Here is an 18,284-nt window from a genome sequence, read left to right as displayed (position 1 = left end):
AAAAAGGAACTGTCAGTTAATAAAATAGGAACTAAAAAAGGAGGCCGAAGCCTCCTTTTATGCATTACTATGAATGACTGCGATTAACCGTGGTTACGAATCCACTCATCCATTTCAGTTTTTAGGTTATCAGACTTAGTACCGAAGATAGCCTGTACACCACCAGCTACAACTACAACACCAGCAGCGCCTAGTTGTTTTAGCTTGTCTTGGTCAACAGCAGCTGTATCTGCAACTGCTACACGTAGACGTGTGATACATGCATCTAGACCAGTAATGTTAGCTTTACCGCCAAACGCTGCAACCAGTTCACCGCCCATATCAGAGCCAGAAGTTACAGCTGCACTTTCCGTTTCATCTTCACGGCCAGGTGTTTTTAGGTCAAGCGCTGTGATTACACCACGGAACACTACGTAGTAAATTACTGCGTAAACTAGACCAACGGCAATCATTAGCACCATCTTCTGAGCGTTACCAGATAGAACTAGGAAGTCGATCAGACCGTGAGAGAAAGAAGTACCGTGTACAAAGCCTAGAGTGTTCGAAACGATGTATGCAGAACCAGCTAGTAGAGCGTGGATACCGTATAGTAGTGGAGCAACGAATAGGAATGAGAATTCGATTGGCTCAGTAATACCAGTTAGGAATGAAGTCAGTGCAGCTGACGCCATGATACCCATTACTTTTGCACGGTTTTCTGGTTTAGCACAATGAGCAATTGCGATTGCTGCAGCTGGTAGACCGAACATCTTGAACATGTAACCACCCGCTAGCTGACCGAAGCCATTACCAGCAGCACGAGATGCTTCATCAGCAACTAGGTAACAAGTTAGTACACCATTTTGAGCTTCACCGGCAGCGTTAACACAAGAACCTGCTTCGAAGAAGAACGGTACGTTCCATACGTGGTGTAGACCGAATGGGATTAGAGAACGCTCAACAACACCGTAGATACCGAATGCTAGCTGTGGGTTTTGGTGTGCAGCCCAATCAGAGAATGCAGAAATTGCACCGCCAATTGGTGGCCAGATAACAGAAAGGATAACACCTAGGATGATCGCAGCAAAACCAGTGATGATTGGCACTGCGCGCTTACCAGCGAAGAAGCCAAGGTACTCTGGAAGTTGGATTTTGAAGAAACGGTTGAATGCCCAAGCAGCCACACCACCGACAAGGATACCACCTAGTACACCTGTATCGATTTTCTCAACACCCATAACGCCCGCCATTACACCTAGCGTTGCCGTCATGATGCCGTAACCAACGATAGCTGCAAGACCTGCAACACCGTCGTTGTTAGTGAAGCCTAGAGCTACACCTACTGCAAATAGAAGTGCCATTTGGCCGAATACTGAACCACCAGCTTGTTCCATAAGATTAGAAACGATCTCTGGAATAAAGCTTAGATGGGCAGCACCCACACCTAATAAAATACCTGCAACTGGTAAAACTGATACTGGAAGCATCAGAGCCTTACCAACTTTTTGCAGGTTAGCAAAAAGGTTCTTAAACATGTTTATGCTCCTGATAAATTTATAAGTATTATTTGGGCACTAACGGCACACCCCCGTAGCCTAAAGGTTAGCACCCAATGAAAATGTAACCACAACTGCATTATATTTTCCGGCTCTAAATATATATTGATGACCCTCAAACTTTCCACACAGTTACGAAATTTAGTTTCAAAACAAGTCTTGGATCACACCCAAAAACAGCCGATGAAAAGGTTTGCATTGCACTTATGTTGCTGTTTCATAAAGAATTAATTATTTATATAATTAATTTTAAGGCGTAAATAAAATACGCCTCAATGTTATTTTTAGTAACAAAATTACATTTGTGATTTTTGAATGTTATTAAATCAACATTTTTAGTAAACATTAAACTCGTGAGCGTATCTGTTGTTTTTATCAACAAAAAAGGAGCCTAAGCTCCTTTTTTATGCTCTTATTATTTTTTTATCGCAAAAAAAGATTTCGGAAGTTTTCGGTGGTTTTTTGTGCCACTTCAGAAAGAGAGCACGATTTGAGTTGCGCAATATAAGAAGCGACTTCGACAACGTAAGCGGGTTGATTCTCTTTGCCACGATGAGGGACAGGAGCCAAGTAAGGAGAATCTGTCTCAATAAGAAGCTTCTCTAAAGGTAGAGTCTTCACCACTTCTTTTAACTCTGTAGCTTGACGGAAAGTAACAATCCCCGAGATAGAAATATAAAACCCCAGCTCCAGTGCAGCTTCAGCAAATGGAAGATCTTCTGTAAAACAGTGGATAACACCACCACATTTCTCTGCCCCACCCTTACGCAAAATATCTAGAGTATCCGCACGTGCGTTTCTGGTATGGATAATTAAAGGTTTGTTGAGCTCCACTGCAAGATCAACGTGTTGCTCAAAGCGCTCTTTCTGTAACGCGGCCGTTTCGGGCTTGTAATGATAATCTAAACCCGTTTCGCCAATAGCGACGACTTTTGCATTCGACGCATGGTGGCGCAATACGTCCATCGAAAAGTCGCTTTCAACATCAAGTGGGTGCACACCGCACGAAGCATAAACATTGTCATAAGGCTCGATCATTTCCATCATTTTCGGGAAAGAATCCAGCGTTACTCCAACAGAAAGTAGTTCAGTTACGTTTGCTTGTTTAGCTTTGTTAATAACGTCTTCCACATTGATGTGGAGATCGTCGTAATTCAATTTGTCTAAATGACAATGAGAATCTACGAACATAATGCCTCTCGTGATTCAATTAACCAATTCATTGATAGTAGCTCAAGGTTCAGGCCAGGAAAGGCTTGCACCTGAGCTTTCAGGTTCATCAGCGCCTTCGCTGATGAGTACAAACCGTTATAGTTGTCCGGTTGAAACTTTGTCGCGCCCGGAAGCATTTGAGCTTCTGATACACCAAACTGCGCTTTCTGAGCATCTGTCAGTAAATACCATGCCCAGTCTAGTGATTGCTCTGAGTGTTTAGCGATTAAAGAAGCACACTCAGAAACGTCTGAAACAGGCGAAGACATTGCCTTAATAAAACTGCGTTCAAAAGCCAAGTAAGCTTCGAGATCGCCATTATTTAACGCATCCAATGTTTTTATTGGAGAGCCCATATTCAGTTTTAAGGCATAAGTAGGAACTTGCTTCGCCCCTTGTTCGTGCATCCATTGCATCGCTTGTTCCGCTGACGGAGGCGCAACAACCCAGTGTTGGCAACGGCTACGAATCGTTGGGAGCAGACGCTCCTGATTGTGGGTAACGAGCAAAAACAAGCACTTTGCCCCAGGCTCTTCTAGCGTCTTTAACAGCGCATTCGATGCCGACTCGTTCATAGAGTCCGCCGGTTCTATTACAAATAGGCGGTAACCATTAAGCTGAGATGATTCCTGAGCAAGACGGTTACAAGCGCGAATTTGGTCCACCGTTATCGCCTTTCCTTCTTTCTCTGGCTTGATCCAGTGTAAATCAGGGTGGTTTTGAGATTGATTTAGCTGGCAGCTATGACAAAAACCGCATGCTTCACTCGCGTAATTTTGGCAAAGAAGTGCTTGGCTAAAAAACTCGATAAGTTTTTCGATGCCCAAGCCCTGCTCGCTTTGTAATAAAAGCGCACCTGGTATTCTGTCCGACTCTAACCCTACTTTGAGGTTATCCCATATTGGCTGTAGCCATGGATAATCATTTAACATGAGTCACCTAAATTTACGTTTCACTTATTGACGATCTAGCCACTCGTTTAGAGCGTCCCGAATATCACGCGACACGCCTTCAATCGTCTGTTCTGCGTTAATGATAACGATGGAAGGATCGGCATGAGCAATCTCCAAATAACGCTCACGTGTACGCTCGAAGAAACTAATATCCATCTTCTCTATACGATCTAACTCACCACGCCCACGTGCACGCTCAAGCCCAACACGAGGGTCAATATCCATATAGAGAGTGAGAGCAGGTTTAAAATCACCAAGCGTTGTATCCCGGAGATTTTTCATTAACGATGCGTCAATCTGACGGCCACCACCTTGATAAGCTTGCGACGACATATCGTGTCGGTCACCAACCACCCACTGACCGTTTTCCAAAGCTGGTTTGATCACGTTCTCAACCAACTGAACACGTGCAGCGTACAGAAGAAGCAACTCCGTCATGTCCTTAAGTTCTTCGCCTTCGTGCTCTTCTTTCACCAGAGCGCGCATTTTTTCTGCTAGCGGTGTGCCTCCTGGCTCACGGGTATTTACGATATCCTCAATACCGGCCGCTTTTAGCGTATCTAAAACGGTTTTAATCGCAGTGCTTTTACCCGCGCCTTCTAGGCCTTCAACGACAATAAAGTTTGCTTTCATCATTTGTTCTTTCTTAGTTCTCTTAAATAGGCACGAACAGCACGGTTGTGCTCAGCAAGGGATTTCGAGAATACATGTCCGCCCTTTCCACTTGCTACAAAATATAAATAGTTGCTGCTTTCTGGATTCAAAGCCGCTTCAATAGAAGCTTCACCAGCCATCGCAATCGGTGTTGGTGGCAAACCATTGATGGTATAGGTGTTATATGGTGTCGGCGTACGCAAATCTTTCTTACGAATGTTGCCATCGTAGGCGTCACCCATACCATAAATAACTGTCGGATCAGTTTGTAACCGCATACGTTTGTTCAATCGGTTGATAAACACAGAAGCGACGCGCTCACGCTCAGAATCAATAGCCGTCTCTTTCTCGATGATAGACGCGAGAATCAAGGCTTCATATTTATCCTGTAATGGCAGCTTTTCTTGACGAGCTTCCCAGCTAGCGTCCAGTATTTTATTGAGTTTTCGATGCGCTCGTTTTAATAACTGGCTTTCACTCGCACCCGCTGTGTAATGGTAGGTTTCTGCTAAAAACAACCCTTCTAGCTTTTCTCTCTCAATTCCGAGCTTCGCAGCCATTTCTTTTTCTGAAAGATCGGTTAAATCATGCTTTAAATAAGGAGCACTTTTTAGTTGATCTACCCATTCAGAAAAGCGGCTGCCTTCAACAAAAGTGATCGCAAACTGGTATTCTTTTCCAGTATTCAGATGCTCCAATGTTTGCGAAAGTGACATACCAGGCTCAAGTTGGTAAGTACCCGCTCGCACTTGCAACAATTCTGGATATAAGTGAGGAATTAAACGGATGTACTCCGATGTTTCAATCACCTCATCTTCAACTAAGGCGCGCATGACATGATGAAAGCTTGTACCACTTTCTACAGTAAACAGCTGAGGTTGTTCCAATAGAATAGGCTTTTCAACGTATTGTTTAGCCTGTGAAATTATATAAAAAACAGCTGCTGCGCCTATCACTGCGATCAGCACAACAAAAGCCAACAGTTTTTTAATCACGTAGTTAAATTCCCTTGCAGTCGTTGAGTCAATTTTCCTATAGGAAATATAGTCTTAGAGTTCGATGTCACTATGCTGCGAATAGGTGCGACACCTAATATTGAGTTACACATGAAAGCCTCGTCAGCACTAAGCAAATCTGGAAGTATAAAACGCCCCTCGATGACTTCAATATGACTTACTTTAAGTAACTCAAGCACCTTACGACGCATTACGCCCGTAACGCCTGATAAGGTCAGCTCCGGCGTAAATACTTTATTACCTTTAACCCAAAAAAGGTTGGCCATTGTAGTTTCAATGACATGGTTTTGCACATTTAACGTTATTGCATCTGCAAACTCTGTATTGTCGATTTCAGCCTTGGCTAGAATCTGCTCTAAACGGTTGTTGTGCTTATGTCCCGCAAGTAAAGGTTGAATCCCTAGACGAGTATTGCAAACGCCCAAGTCCACACCTTGTTCTTGCCAAGATGAATAATGAGAAGGAAACGCAAAATTGGAAATCGTCACGATAGGGCCTTCAATCCCATTAGGGCTATACCCTCGCCCGCCAATACCGCGGCTAACGTGAATCTTCACCCCCGCTCGTGCGTCAGATAAAACCGCTTTGCTTGCCCAATCATGCACAACTTTCCAGTCAGGTGAAGAGATCTTCAAAGCGTCAAGGCAAGCACTCATGCGCTCAGTATGTTCCTGCCAGTAAACCAACTCTCCATTTTGGGTCAGGATGGTGGTAAAGCCTCCATCACCGTATTGGAATGAGCGATCACCTAGCTCTACATGCGTTTGCGGAACTCCATTTACCCAAAACATTCACATACCTTCAAATTAGCAGACAACAAATAAAACAAAACGGCTCAATGCTAAGCATCGAGCCGTTAGAATACAAGTTTCGCTTATCTAAATTAGGTTAGATAGTGTTACTCAGCGAACTTCTTGAAGATCAAAGAACCGTTTGTACCACCAAAGCCAAACGAGTTACAGATAGCGTACTCCATACCTTCAACTTTGCGCGCTGTATGCGGCACAAGGTCGATGTCTAGACCTTCTTCTGGATCATCAAGGTTAATGGTTGGCGGAACAATTTGGTCAACCAAAGACATAACCGTGATAATTGCTTCAACAGAGCCAGCAGCACCTAATAGGTGACCCGTCATCGACTTAGTTGAAGACACAAGAACTTGCTTCGCACCTTCTTCACCAAGAGCACGTTTCACGCCCTTGATTTCTGCAACATCACCAGCAGGAGTAGAAGTACCGTGAGCATTCACATAACCTACTTGAGTACCTGTGATGTTAGCGTCACGCATCGCCGCTTCCATCGCAAGTGCACCACCAGAGCCGTCTTCGCTTGGAGATGTCATGTGGTAAGCATCACCAGACATACCAAAACCAACCAGTTCTGCGTAAATCTTCGCGCCACGTGCTTTTGCGTGTTCGTACTCTTCAAGCACCATCATGCCAGCACCATCACCTAGAACAAAACCATCACGGCCTTTATCCCATGGGCGAGACGCTTTTTGAGGCTCTTCATTACGAGTAGATAGCGCTTTAGCTGCACCGAAGCCAGCCATGCCAAGAGGCGTAGAAGCTTTTTCTGCACCACCAGCAACCATCGCATCTGCATCGCCGTAGGCAATCATACGTGCTGCATGGCCGATATTATGCAGGCCAGTAGTACATGCGGTAGAAATCGCGATATTTGGACCACGAAGACCACGCATGATAGATAGGTTACCTGCAACCATGTTTACAATGGTCGAAGGAACAAAAAATGGGCTAACTTTGCGAGGGCCTTTGTCTACTAATGCAGTATGGCCAGTTTCGATAAGGTCAAGACCGCCAATGCCTGAGCCGATAGCAACACCAACTCGAGCCGCATTTTCTTCGGTAATTTGTAAGCCAGAGTTATCAAGAGCTTGAATACCCGCTGCAATGCCGTACTGGATGAAAAGGTCCATCTTACGAGCATCTTTTTTAGACATGTACTCTGTGCAATCGAAATCTTTAACAAGACCTGCAAAACGAGTTGAGAAGTTCGTAGTATCAAAGTGCTCGATATTTACGATACCACTTTGACCTTCTAGCAGGGCTTTCCAAGATGATTCTACTGTGTTGCCTACCGGTGACAACATACCCATGCCAGTGACAACTACACGACGCTTGGACACGATATAATTCTCCGGGAATTGAATATTTCTATGAGAGGATAGAAGAAGTTAGAAAGAACACAGGCGGTCTAGGAGACCGCCTGGGAGAGCTAATTACTGAGCGCTGTTTACGTAGTCGATTGCAGCTTGAACAGTAGTGATCTTCTCAGCTTCTTCGTCAGGAATCTCAGTGTCGAATTCCTCTTCTAGAGCCATAACTAGTTCTACAGTGTCTAGAGAATCAGCACCTAGATCGTCAACGAAAGAAGCTTCGTTTTTAACTTCTGCTTCGTCTACACCTAGCTGTTCAACAATGATTTTCTTTACGCGTTCTTCGATGTTGCTCATTTTTCTTTTCCTTTACAGATTTCGCCTAATGCGATGATTCCGTAGTTTATTCGAACTATTGAAAGTTGCAAGGGGGTCCTTGCTGGTCAAACCACAAAATTAGCGAATTTAACCGAATTTCAATACATTTTTGACTTAAATCATGCACAAATCTTGCGCATAAGCATGACAAGTTCATGACAGTTAACTGCAACTATAGGCTATTTTTCACAATGTAAAATAGCTTATTTTGCATAAACTGTCGCATTAAACCATGTACATGCCACCATTTACATGCAAAGTTTCACCAGTAATGTACGCTGCTTCAGGAGAAGCAAGGAAAACTACTGCTGATGCAATTTCACGTGGGTCACCTAAACGACCTGCTGGCACGTTCGACAATGTTGCCGCACGTTGGTCATCATTTAGTGCCTTAGTCATGTCAGTTTCGATGAAACCAGGAGCAACAGTGTTCACTGTTACACCACGAGACGCAACTTCACGAGCCATTGATTTAGTAAAACCAATCACGCCCGCTTTCGCTGCTGCGTAGTTAGTTTGACCAGCATTACCCATGGTACCAACAACAGAGCCTACGTTGATGATACGACCCGCACGTTTTTTCATCATACCGCGTAAAACCGCTTTAGACATGCGGTAGATTGGCGTTAGGTTGGTATCGATGATGTCGTTCCACTCATCATCTTTCATGCGCATCAATAGGTTGTCACGAGTAATACCAGCGTTATTCACCAGAATATCGATCACACCAAATTCTTCGTTGATCGTTTTTAATGTCGCTTCGATAGACTCGACATCAGTCACGTTAAGCGCTAAGCCTTTACCGTTATCACCAAGATACTCGCTGATAGCAGCCGCACCACTTTCAGAAGTAGCAGTACCGATAACCGTAGCACCTCGCTCGACAAGAAGTTCCGCGATCGCGCGGCCAATACCACGGCTTGCGCCGGTAACTAGCGCGATCTTACCTTCTAGATTCATCATGTTGTGTTTCCTTTTCTTATCGCAAATTTATCGCTTTATGGATTACTTCGCAGCGTCTAGCGATGCGATATCATTCACTGCTGCTGCAGTTAGCGTTTTCACGATACGTTTTGTTAGACCTGTTAAAACTTTACCAGGACCAAGCTCAAGAAGATTTTCTACGCCTTGTTCGTGCATCAGTTCAACTGTTTCAGTCCAACGAACTGGGCTATGTAGCTGACGAACAAGCGCATCTTTGATTTTTGCAGGATCTGTCTCAGCAACCACATCAACGTTGTTGATAACTGGCAGCTGTGGTGAGTTAAATTCGATAGACTCAAGAGCTACAGCAAGTTTTTCCGCTGCTGGCTTCATAAGTGCACAGTGTGAAGGTACTGAAACAGGAAGAGGAAGCGCACGCTTCGCACCAGCTTCTTTACATAGCGCACCAGCTCGCTCTACTGCGTCTTTGCTACCAGCGATAACGACTTGACCAGGCGAGTTAAAGTTTACTGGAGAGACCACTTCGCCTTGCGCTGCGTCTTCACACGCTTTTGCAATCGCATCATCAGCCAAACCGATAATCGCGTACATTGCGCCAGTACCAGCTGGTACTGCTTCTTGCATAAGTTGACCACGTAATTCAACCAGCTTGATGGCTTCTTTAAAGTCGATAACACCCGCACATACAAGTGCTGAGTACTCACCTAGGCTGTGACCGGCTAGGTTTGCTGGTTGCTCTAAGCCAAGTTCCTGCCATACACGCCAGATTGCAACAGATGAAGCTAGCAAAGCTGGTTGAGTACGGAAAGTCTCGTTTAAATCTTCTGCAGGTCCATTTTGAACAAGCGCCCATAGATCGTAACCTAGTGCGTCAGATGCTTCTGCAAATGTTTGTTTTACCACGTCATATTGTTCGCCTAGTTCTGCAAGCATACCTACAGCTTGAGAACCTTGACCTGGAAATACGATAGCAAACTTGCTCATGTTGTTTTCCTTTAAGCAAAGTAAAAAGAAATAAGATGCACCAAGTGCACCTTAAATTTTGAATTCTTGTGAAACTTAGAACTTCACAAGGGCCGAGCCCCAAGTGAATCCGCCGCCAAACGCTTCAAGAAGCAGAGTTTGACCGCGTTTAATACGACCATCACGTACCGCTTCATCTAGTGCTGTTGGCACAGTTGCAGCTGATGTGTTGCCGTGTTTATCAAGTGTAATCACGACTTGGTCTAGTGACATCGAAAGTTTCTTCGCTGTCGCTGAAATAATGCGGTAGTTCGCTTGGTGCGGCACTAGCCAGTCTAGTTCAGACTTATGCATGTTGTTGGCTTCAAGCGTATCTTTTACTAGTTTCGATAGCTGAGTTACAGCGACTTTGAATACTTCGTTCCCAGCCATATGAAGCCATTTATCCGCATCTTGCCCCCGCACAGGTACAGGTAGGCTTAGAAGCTCTCCGAATTGACCATCCGAGTATATGTGGGTAGAGATAATGCCAGGCTCTTGGCTAGCGCCTACGACAACGGCTCCGGCACCATCACCAAATAGGATGATGGTTGAACGGTCTGTCGGATCACACGTTTTAGACAAAGCATCTGAACCAATCACAAGTACGTTTTTGCACATACCAGATTTGATATGTTGGTCTGCAACAGATAATGCGTACACAAAACCAGAACAAGCAGCGGCTAAGTCAAAAGCTGGACAACCTTTAATGCCAAGCTTTGCCTGCACCTGACACGCAGATGAAGGGAAAGTATGGCTACTGCTCGTTGTGGCTACGATAATCAGGTCGATATCGTTTTTATCAATACCCGCCATATCGATAGCGTTTTCAGCTGCGTAGAATGCCATGTCTGCTACAGTTTCGTTTTCTGCAGCAATTCGACGCTCTTTAATACCCGTGCGAGCAACGATCCACTCATCACTTGTATCTACCATTTTCTCTAGATCTGCGTTTGTACGCACCTGAGATGGCAGGTAGCTGCCAGTACCTAAAATTTTGCTATACATGAAGACTAATAATGCCTCTCGAGTAAAACCGCTTCCAAACGATCGCTAATACGGCTTGGTACTTGTCGTTTGACCTCGTGTACTGCCTCGCCAAGTGCATTGACAATCGCAGATACATCCGCACTTCCATGGCTTTTTATGACAATGCCGCGCAATCCTAGCAAACTTGCGCCGTTATACTGGTCGGGGTTCAGTGTTTTTAGTTCATTAAACAGCCTAGAAAACAACTTTCTAGCTATCCAACCCTTTATCGTTGATGCCATTATGCTGGTTTTAATTTTTTCGATAAAAAGTTGAGCTGTTCCCTCACTGGCTTTTAAGCATACGTTGCCGACAAATCCATCACAAACAATGACGTCCGCAACATCATGCAAAATTTGATTACCTTCAATATAACCGACAAAGTTAATCGCATCGGTCTGAGAAAGCATTTCTGCGCAACGTTTGACTAAATCGTTACCTTTAATCTCTTCTGCGCCAATATTGAGTACAGCAACGCGAGGAGGACGACCCAAGTGTTCTTCAGCTAATGCACTGCCCATTACAGCAAATTGGAACAAGCTATCAGCATCGCACGATACATTCGCCCCCAGATCTAGCATCCAAGTGCGCTTTCCGGTAATCGTCGGTAAAGCGGAAACTAAAGCAGGACGTTCAATGCCAGGAAGTAACTTAAGAATGAAACGCGATAGTGCCATTAATGCACCGGTGTTGCCACCACTAACACAAGCATCCGCTTTCTGCTCAGAAACCAAATCGATAGCCATACGCATAGAACTATTTTGGCTATTACGTAACGCCAATGAAGGTTTTTCTGAGTTCGAGATAACTTTCTCGCTGTGAAGAATAGTCAAGCGGGAACTGGTCGAGGTACCGAGTTGAGATAATTGAGACGTGATCAGAGATTGATCACCAATAAGAATCACTTTTAGCTCTGGGAAATGAGACAGTGCCTGCACGGCGGCAGGCACTGTTACGCGTGGACCGAAATCCCCGCCCATTGCATCAAGTGCAACGGTAATACTTTGCAAAGGTTCAACCTTACTTGTTGATAACCTTTTGACCACGGTAGTAACCTTCAGCAGTTACATTGTGGCGTAGGTGAGTTTCACCAGAAGTCGCGTCTACAGATAGAGCAGCTGTAGTTAGCGCATCGTGTGAACGACGCATACCGCGCTTAGAACGAGTTTTACGGTTTTTCTGTACGGCCATTGACCCTACTCCTATACTATTGGGTTAAAAACCTGAAGAAGAATCGGCTACCACACCTATTACTTTTTCAGACTTTTCAAAACGTCGAATGGATTCGGTTTTTCTTCCTCAATTTCTTCAGGAATCTCACCAAAAACCATGTTATTTGAATCAACGCTACAATCCGCTTCATCGTGCATCGCAATTTGAGGTAATGCTAAGATGAACTCGTCTTCAACAAGTTGTATGAGGTCTAATTCACCATATTCATTTAGATCTACCAAATCATAAATTTCTGGTGCTTCCTGTTCTGTTTTCTCACCGTAGTAAGGAGTAGAAAGGAATTCAACTTCGCACTCATGTGCGAATACCTCATTACAACGCTGACACTCTAAATCGACTTCGATGTTAGCTTTACCAGAGATAACAACGAGTCGCTGTTCATCCATCCCAAATGACAATGAGACTTCTGCGTCGCGTTTTACGCCTTCAGTTGTTTCCACTAAGCGCTTGAAAAGACTAGCTTGGATGATGCCATCGTAATCCAATCGTTTCTGTGCAGCTTTAGCTGGGTCAACCGTTCGCGGTATTTTTACCTTTTGCATAGGGCGCGAATATTATCTTCCAAATCAAAATTAGTCAAAGAAAAAGGCAAAAAAGTTGTACTTTTTTACGCTTAACATACAGAGCATTAGCCAGAATCATTTTTGATCGATTATCCTATTGGAAATGCTCCCACAAATTGTAATTCAAAATGAAAAATTACCAACTGGTTTTAGCCTCAACTTCCCCTTTTCGTAAACAACTGCTTGAAAAGCTCTCACTACCATTCGTTTGTTTACCACCTGATTGCGATGAAACACCTTTTGACCAAGAAACGCCAACTGAACTTGTGCAGAGACTGGCCCAAGAGAAAGCAATATCTTGCCAGACGGATAAAGCAAGTTTAGTTATCGGCAGTGACCAAGTTTGTGTCATTAATGGTGAAATCGTTGGCAAGCCTTTAAATAGAGATAACGCGATAAATCAACTTTTGGCTCAAAGTGGAAAAGTCATCACTTTCTATACTGGTCTTGCGGTACATAACACCGTGACAAACCATACAGAAGTCGGCTTTGATTCTTTCGAGGTGCACTTTAGAGATTTAACGCTTGAACAAATCGAACGCTACGTCGACAGGGAAGAACCTTTTTACTGCGCAGGCAGCTTTAAAAGCGAAGGCATGGGAATTTGCTTGTTTACGAAATTAGTCGGTAAAGACCCGAACACACTTGTCGGACTACCATTGATTGATTTGATTGATATGTTGAATGTTCAAGGACTCGATGTCCTTTAACCCAAATACGATAAAAGGGAGCCACGGGCTCCCTTTTGCATCCGCGAGGAAAACATGGTTACGCGTTTCTTAAACCCGCCAACACTTTTTCTAGTTTCGGTTCCATCGGTGCGTTGATTTCCATCCACTCATCATTTGATGGGTGTTGGAACTTGATGTTTGCCGCGTGTAGGAACAAACGATCTAAACCAACTTGACCTGTGTAAGCATCAAAGCGACGATCACCGTAGCGATCATCCCAAGCGATTGGGTGACCAGTGTATTGCGTATGAACTCGTATTTGGTGAGTTCGACCAGTAATCGGACTCGCCTGAATCAATGTAGCTTGTTCGAACTTTTCCAAAATCTTAAAACGCGTTTCTGACGGCTTACCATTAGGGTTAACACGAACAATACTGTTCACTTCGTTTTTGAGCAGTGGCGCGTTCACAACCTTACAACTGCTTTTCCATTGCCCCATGACAAGAGCTAAGTAAAACTTCTTTACTGTCTTTTCACGAAACTGGGCTTGCAAGTGACGAAGTGCAGAACGCTTTTTAGCAACCAGCAAAATCCCTGAAGTATCACGGTCAATACGATGCACAAGTTCAAGAAAGCGAGCTTGAGGACGCAGAGCCCTAAGCGCTTCAATCGCACCAAACTTTAAACCACTGCCACCATGCACAGCGGTGCCAGATGGTTTGTTTAGAATCAACATATGGTCATCTTCGAAGATAATCATATTTTCCAACTCAGCGACTTTGTTAAGTTTCGTACTTGGTGCGACATCGTCATCTTTTTTCTCGACGGTCACCGGTGGAATACGAACGAGATCGCCTGCTTTTAACTTGTACTCTGCTTTTATACGCTTTTTATTTACGCGCACTTCGCCCTTACGCACAATTCGGTAAATCATGCTTTTAGGAATGTCTTTTAATTGGTTGCGCAAAAAATTATCAATGCGCTGACCCGCCATATCTTCGTCGATGTCGACGAACTGGACTTTTGTTCTTATTTCGTTCATGGGCGGTATTGTAAACTCAATTTCGTGCGACTTCACATTATTCTTGTCGTAAAAGAAACACTCGGTGGCACATACTGGTCTAAATTTCGCCAAGCTTTTGTTTAAATTATTAAAACTCTCAATCAAGTTCTCAATTTGTTTTCTGTCTTGAACAGTTTGCACATCTCAATTGCTTATGAAACAGCCAGTTATAAAATAGAAATTTTGAGTTTAGCGGCAAATTTTCTATCGTTTGCGTGAAAGCAGATTGCTGATAGCCACGCGCACTGCTATAGTTCACAGCTGCTAAGGAAGGTTTGGTTACATTTTATTCATTACCAATCATTTATCCTCAAGCAATGTGAGTAGATCGTTGAAGGTCGAGTGCAGCATTGGCGTGAGACACATCGAATTCAACACTCTTGCCACCCTACTCCTCGCATATTCACGTTGAGTACCTACCGCCCAAATAGCGGGTCACAAGTCTACGTTTCCAACAGAAACCACAAGAGGCTTGTGATGACTGAAGTGCCCGAGAGCATCCCCTTCCAGCCGGGAGGCTGCAAAATACAAGCCATGGGATCAGGCACCGTGAAAGAGCGAAAAAACAGTGGCAAGTCGACAAGAAAGATATAAAAGAAAAGACAACGAGAATTTTCAATGAAAAGAATGTTAATTAACGCAACTCAAAAAGAAGAGTTGCGTGTCGCTCTGGTTGATGGCCAGCGACTTTTCGATCTTGATATCGAGAGTCCAGGTCATGAATCTAAAAAAGCGAATATCTACAAAGGACGTATCACACGTATCGAACCAAGCTTAGAAGCCGCATTTGTTGATTACGGCGCCGAGCGTCACGGTTTCCTCCCTCTCAAAGAAATTGCCCGCGAATATTTCCCTGAAGGTTACACCTACCAAGGTCGTCCAAGCATCAAAGAAGTGCTAACGGAAGGCCAAGAAGTTATCGTTCAAGTGGAAAAAGAAGAACGTGGAAGCAAGGGCGCAGCTCTTACTACTTTCATTTCTCTTGCTGGTAGTTACCTTGTTCTGATGCCTAACAACCCTCGTGCTGGCGGTATTTCTCGTCGAATCGAAGGTGACGAGCGTACTCAACTAAAAGCCGCATTAAGTACTTTGGAACTGCCTCAGGGCATGGGCCTAATCGTACGTACTGCTGGCGTTGGCAAGAGTGCTGAAGAGCTTGAGTGGGATTTGAATGTACTACTTAACCACTGGGGTGCAATCAAAGGTGCAGCGGACTCTAACCCTGCTCCATTCTTAATCCACCAAGAAAGTAACGTTATCGTTCGTGCAATCCGTGACTATTTGCGTCGTGATATTGGCGAAATCTTAATTGATAGCAACACCATCTACGAACGTGCAAAAGAGCACATTCAATTGGTGCGCCCTGATTTCCTTAACCGCGTTAAGAAATATGAAGGCGAAGTTCCACTATTCAGCCACTACCAAATCGAAAGCCAAATTGAATCGGCTTTCCAACGTGAAGTGCGTCTGCCATCTGGTGGTTCTATTGTTATTGACCCGACTGAAGCACTAACGTCTATCGATATCAACTCTGCTCGTGCAACCAAGGGCGGCGATATTGAAGAAACAGCTCTAAACACGAACCTAGAAGCAGCCGACGAAATTGCTCGCCAATTACGTCTACGTGACTTGGGTGGCTTAGTGGTTATCGACTTTATCGATATGACCCCAGTTCGTCACCAACGAGAAGTAGAAAACCGTCTACGTGAAGCCGTTCGTCTTGATCGCGCTCGTGTACAAATCGGTCGTATTTCTCGCTTTGGTTTGTTGGAGATGTCACGCCAGCGCTTGAGCCCTTCTCTTGCAGAAGCAAGCCATCACATCTGTCCTCGCTGTAGCGGAACTGGTGTCGTTCGCGACAACGAATCTCTAGCACTTTCTGTACTTCGTTTAATTGAAGAGGAAGCGCTAAAAGACAACACAGCACAAGTACTTGCAGTCGTACCTGTGCCAATCGCCTCTTACTTATTGAACGAAAAACGTCGTTCAGTAAACCATATCGAACGCATTCAAGAAGTGAAAATTACGGTTGTTCCTAACTCTGATATGGAAACACCGCACTTTGAAGTTATCCGTGTTCGTGAAGGCGAAGAGTTCGATCTGATTTCTTACTTACTTCCTAAGAAACTGGAAGCAATGAAAGAAGCAGAAGGTAAAGAGCCAGCGGAAGTTGACGTAAAACCAAAACGAATTGAAGAGCCAGTTCTTAAAGGCTTTGCGGCTCCGTCTCAAACCGCACCTGCACCAGCAGCTAAACCAGCTCCTGAGGCGAAGAAGAAAGAACAAAACGTTGAACAAGAAGAGAAACCTGGATTGTTCAGCCGTCTGTTTAAAGCACTTGGTAGCTTCCTATTCGGTGGTTCTGAAGAAACAAAAGAAGAACAGAAACCTCAGGAAGAGAAAAAACCAAATCGCGATAATCGACGTAACAAACGTGATCGCAACGATCGTCGTCGCAATAACAACCAGCGCGATAATCGTGATAACCGCGACAATCGCGATAACCGACGTCGTCGTAAGCCTCGTGATGAGCAGGCTAATGAGCAAAACGAAGCTCAACAACAAACAAATAAACCGCAAAACCGTAACCAAAAGCGTAAACCTAAAGCTCAACAGGCAGATAAAGCCCAAGAGCAGAAAGCAAACGCAAAAGTAGCGGAAAAAGGTCTGCAGCTAGCAGCGGAAGCTCGTACTGAAACAAAACCAGAAGAGAGCAAACCGAAGCAGCAAAATGCGAAAGCAGAAAAAGTGAAAGAGCGCCGCCAACGTCGCAAATTGAACAAGTCTGTACGCGTTAAGGACCAAGAAGCTATTGAGAAGAAAGCCGAAGAAACAACGGTTAAGACTCAAGAAACGGTTGAAGCTAAAGTTGAAAAGCCAACAGAAGCAGCGGTAGAGGCACAGCAAGACAACAAGCAAGCAGAGTCTAAGCAACGTCGTAATCGTCGTTCGCCACGTCACCTGCGTGCAAGCGGCCAGCGTCGTCGCCGTGGCCGTGATCGCCGCCCTAACCCGTTCCGCCTACGTAAGGGAGGTGTCGCTTCTCCTGAAATGGCTATGGGTAAAGTAATGCCACGTTACATTCCGAAACCAGCACCTAAGAAGGAAGAGCGAGTTAAGGAAGAAGCTGTAGCAGCAGTACCTACAATCCAAGGTGGCTTTGCGTGTCCAGAAATGGCAATGGGTAAAGTGATTATTCGTCGCGAGCAACCTGTCGTAACAGATGCGCCAGTTGTTGAACACAAGGTTCAAGAAACCGTTGAAGCGAAAGTGGAAGCTCCAGTAGTAGAAGCACCTGTTGTTGAAACAGTAATCGCAGAAAAAGCTGAATCGGCAGTAGTAGAAACAGCATCGGTAGAGCCTATCGTTGAAACTCCTGTAACTGAACATGCTGAACCGGTTGATGCCATTGTAGAAACGGCACCTACTGAAGAGCCTATCGTTGAAGCAGCAAAAGAGATTGTAGCCGAAGCGCCAGTAGATAAACCAGAGCCTAAAGTCGAAGCCATTAAAGTTGCTGCTAAGCTAAACGCTAGCGCACCGATGACGAAAGCACCTGGCCCTCAAGAGCTACGCGAAATCACGGTTGCAGCAGCACCGTTCAAAACCGAACGTTACCAAGCTAAAGGTGCGGGTAGCCAAGTGGCTAAAAACCGCGCATCAGCAGAGATGACAAAGCCTAACTTTAACTAGGCTAAATCATTACGTTCAACTGCTTAACGGCATAAATAAATTAAAGGCTACCATCTGGTAGCCTTTTTTATCTTCATATTTGCCCAATAAATTGTTCATATAAATACCAATTCGTGATCACATTTGTACGCCATTATTCGTATCATTCTTGAACTTAATCACACTTTTCGGTAGCATGCGCCGACTCAAGTTTTCGACACCATTCTGATGCTGCTCTT

Annotated in this window: 17 protein-coding genes; 2 read left to right on the top strand and 15 right to left on the bottom strand. The window is 44.5% G+C overall.

The window, feature by feature from the left end:
* Positions 1-83 precede the first annotated feature (83 nt).
* The 14 genes from ptsG to yceD form a co-directional block, all read right to left on the bottom strand.
* Positions 84-1,514, bottom strand: coding sequence for a PTS glucose transporter subunit IIBC (gene ptsG, locus R7Z50_RS13410; RefSeq protein ID WP_005372959.1), 1,431 nt, complete (start codon positions 1,512-1,514; stop codon positions 84-86).
* Between the two features lie 444 nt (positions 1,515-1,958).
* Positions 1,959-2,726, bottom strand: a complete 768-nt coding sequence (locus R7Z50_RS13405) for a TatD family hydrolase (protein ID WP_005372957.1) — start codon at positions 2,724-2,726, stop codon at positions 1,959-1,961.
* The gene (locus R7Z50_RS13400) at positions 2,717-3,679 is read right to left on the bottom strand and encodes a DNA polymerase III subunit delta' (protein WP_206970740.1); all 963 of its coding nucleotides are present in this window, start codon (positions 3,677-3,679) and stop codon (positions 2,717-2,719) included. The genes R7Z50_RS13405 and R7Z50_RS13400 overlap by 10 nt, the downstream gene beginning before the upstream one ends.
* A gap of 24 nt (positions 3,680-3,703) precedes the next feature.
* Entirely contained in the window at positions 3,704-4,336 is a 633-nt protein-coding gene (gene tmk / locus R7Z50_RS13395; RefSeq protein WP_206970741.1) for a dTMP kinase, read from the bottom strand.
* Entirely contained in the window at positions 4,333-5,349 is a 1,017-nt protein-coding gene (mltG, locus tag R7Z50_RS13390) for an endolytic transglycosylase MltG (RefSeq protein WP_005372950.1), read from the bottom strand. The genes tmk and mltG overlap by 4 nt, the downstream gene beginning before the upstream one ends.
* Complete coding sequence (gene pabC, locus R7Z50_RS13385; RefSeq protein WP_104975488.1) at positions 5,346-6,161, bottom strand: aminodeoxychorismate lyase; 816 nt, start codon at positions 6,159-6,161, stop codon at positions 5,346-5,348. The genes mltG and pabC overlap by 4 nt, the downstream gene beginning before the upstream one ends.
* 107 nt (positions 6,162-6,268) lie before the next feature.
* A complete protein-coding gene (gene fabF, locus R7Z50_RS13380; protein WP_005372948.1) occupies positions 6,269-7,519 on the bottom strand; it encodes a beta-ketoacyl-ACP synthase II in 1,251 nt (416 codons plus the stop codon).
* Between the two features lie 93 nt (positions 7,520-7,612).
* Entirely contained in the window at positions 7,613-7,846 is a 234-nt protein-coding gene (gene acpP / locus R7Z50_RS13375; protein WP_004406112.1) for an acyl carrier protein, read from the bottom strand.
* A 246-nt stretch (positions 7,847-8,092) separates the two neighbouring features.
* Positions 8,093-8,827, bottom strand: a complete 735-nt coding sequence (gene fabG, locus R7Z50_RS13370) for a 3-oxoacyl-ACP reductase FabG (RefSeq protein WP_031781117.1) — start codon at positions 8,825-8,827, stop codon at positions 8,093-8,095.
* A gap of 45 nt (positions 8,828-8,872) precedes the next feature.
* Positions 8,873-9,796, bottom strand: a complete 924-nt coding sequence (gene fabD, locus R7Z50_RS13365) for an ACP S-malonyltransferase (RefSeq protein WP_005387313.1) — start codon at positions 9,794-9,796, stop codon at positions 8,873-8,875.
* A 75-nt stretch (positions 9,797-9,871) separates the two neighbouring features.
* On the bottom strand, positions 9,872-10,822 hold the full coding sequence (locus tag R7Z50_RS13360) for a beta-ketoacyl-ACP synthase III (protein WP_017821385.1): 951 nt from the start codon (positions 10,820-10,822) through the stop codon (positions 9,872-9,874).
* 5 nt (positions 10,823-10,827) lie between these two features.
* Positions 10,828-11,853: a phosphate acyltransferase PlsX gene (gene plsX, locus R7Z50_RS13355; protein WP_017633846.1), complete on the bottom strand. Its 1,026-nt coding sequence runs from the start codon at positions 11,851-11,853 to the stop codon at positions 10,828-10,830.
* Between the two features lie 10 nt (positions 11,854-11,863).
* On the bottom strand, positions 11,864-12,034 hold the full coding sequence (gene rpmF / locus R7Z50_RS13350) for a 50S ribosomal protein L32 (RefSeq protein WP_005396978.1): 171 nt from the start codon (positions 12,032-12,034) through the stop codon (positions 11,864-11,866).
* Positions 12,035-12,093: 59 nt separating this feature from the next.
* On the bottom strand, positions 12,094-12,618 hold the full coding sequence (yceD, locus tag R7Z50_RS13345; RefSeq protein ID WP_005387307.1) for a 23S rRNA accumulation protein YceD: 525 nt from the start codon (positions 12,616-12,618) through the stop codon (positions 12,094-12,096).
* Positions 12,619-12,767: 149 nt separating this feature from the next.
* On the opposite strand from yceD, the gene R7Z50_RS13340 reads away from it, so the two are divergent.
* On the top strand, positions 12,768-13,349 hold the full coding sequence (locus tag R7Z50_RS13340) for a Maf family protein (protein WP_017821384.1): 582 nt from the start codon (positions 12,768-12,770) through the stop codon (positions 13,347-13,349).
* 58 nt (positions 13,350-13,407) lie between these two features.
* On the opposite strand, the gene rluC is transcribed toward R7Z50_RS13340, so the two are convergent.
* Positions 13,408-14,352, bottom strand: coding sequence for a 23S rRNA pseudouridine(955/2504/2580) synthase RluC (gene rluC / locus R7Z50_RS13335; RefSeq protein WP_021033985.1), 945 nt, complete (start codon positions 14,350-14,352; stop codon positions 13,408-13,410).
* 639 nt (positions 14,353-14,991) lie between these two features.
* On the opposite strand from rluC, the gene rne reads away from it, so the two are divergent.
* On the top strand, positions 14,992-18,066 hold the full coding sequence (gene rne / locus R7Z50_RS13330) for a ribonuclease E (protein WP_258500564.1): 3,075 nt from the start codon (positions 14,992-14,994) through the stop codon (positions 18,064-18,066).
* Positions 18,067-18,284 lie beyond the last annotated feature (218 nt).

It is taken from the genome of Vibrio sp. 1249-1 (assembly GCF_033340495.1).
This window is presented reverse-complemented; position numbering and strand designations above follow the sequence as displayed.

What these genes read in the sequence shown, in the direction of transcription:
- yceD (WP_005387307.1), bottom strand. Translation starts at nt 12,618, where the DNA reads ATGCAAAAGGTAAAAATACCGCGAACGGTTGACCCAGCTAAAGCTGCA.
- pabC (WP_104975488.1), bottom strand. Translation starts at nt 6,161, where the DNA reads ATGTTTTGGGTAAATGGAGTTCCGCAAACGCATGTAGAGCTAGGTGAT.
- tmk (WP_206970741.1), bottom strand. Translation starts at nt 4,336, where the DNA reads ATGATGAAAGCAAACTTTATTGTCGTTGAAGGCCTAGAAGGCGCGGGT.
- R7Z50_RS13400 (WP_206970740.1), bottom strand. Translation starts at nt 3,679, where the DNA reads ATGTTAAATGATTATCCATGGCTACAGCCAATATGGGATAACCTCAAA.
- ptsG (WP_005372959.1), bottom strand. Translation starts at nt 1,514, where the DNA reads ATGTTTAAGAACCTTTTTGCTAACCTGCAAAAAGTTGGTAAGGCTCTG.
- fabD (WP_005387313.1), bottom strand. Translation starts at nt 9,796, where the DNA reads ATGAGCAAGTTTGCTATCGTATTTCCAGGTCAAGGTTCTCAAGCTGTA.
- R7Z50_RS13340 (WP_017821384.1), top strand. Translation starts at nt 12,768, where the DNA reads ATGAAAAATTACCAACTGGTTTTAGCCTCAACTTCCCCTTTTCGTAAA.
- rpmF (WP_005396978.1), bottom strand. Translation starts at nt 12,034, where the DNA reads ATGGCCGTACAGAAAAACCGTAAAACTCGTTCTAAGCGCGGTATGCGT.
- R7Z50_RS13405 (WP_005372957.1), bottom strand. Translation starts at nt 2,726, where the DNA reads ATGTTCGTAGATTCTCATTGTCATTTAGACAAATTGAATTACGACGAT.
- fabG (WP_031781117.1), bottom strand. Translation starts at nt 8,827, where the DNA reads ATGAATCTAGAAGGTAAGATCGCGCTAGTTACCGGCGCAAGCCGTGGT.
- rluC (WP_021033985.1), bottom strand. Translation starts at nt 14,352, where the DNA reads ATGAACGAAATAAGAACAAAAGTCCAGTTCGTCGACATCGACGAAGAT.
- rne (WP_258500564.1), top strand. Translation starts at nt 14,992, where the DNA reads ATGAAAAGAATGTTAATTAACGCAACTCAAAAAGAAGAGTTGCGTGTC.
- acpP (WP_004406112.1), bottom strand. Translation starts at nt 7,846, where the DNA reads ATGAGCAACATCGAAGAACGCGTAAAGAAAATCATTGTTGAACAGCTA.
- R7Z50_RS13360 (WP_017821385.1), bottom strand. Translation starts at nt 10,822, where the DNA reads ATGTATAGCAAAATTTTAGGTACTGGCAGCTACCTGCCATCTCAGGTG.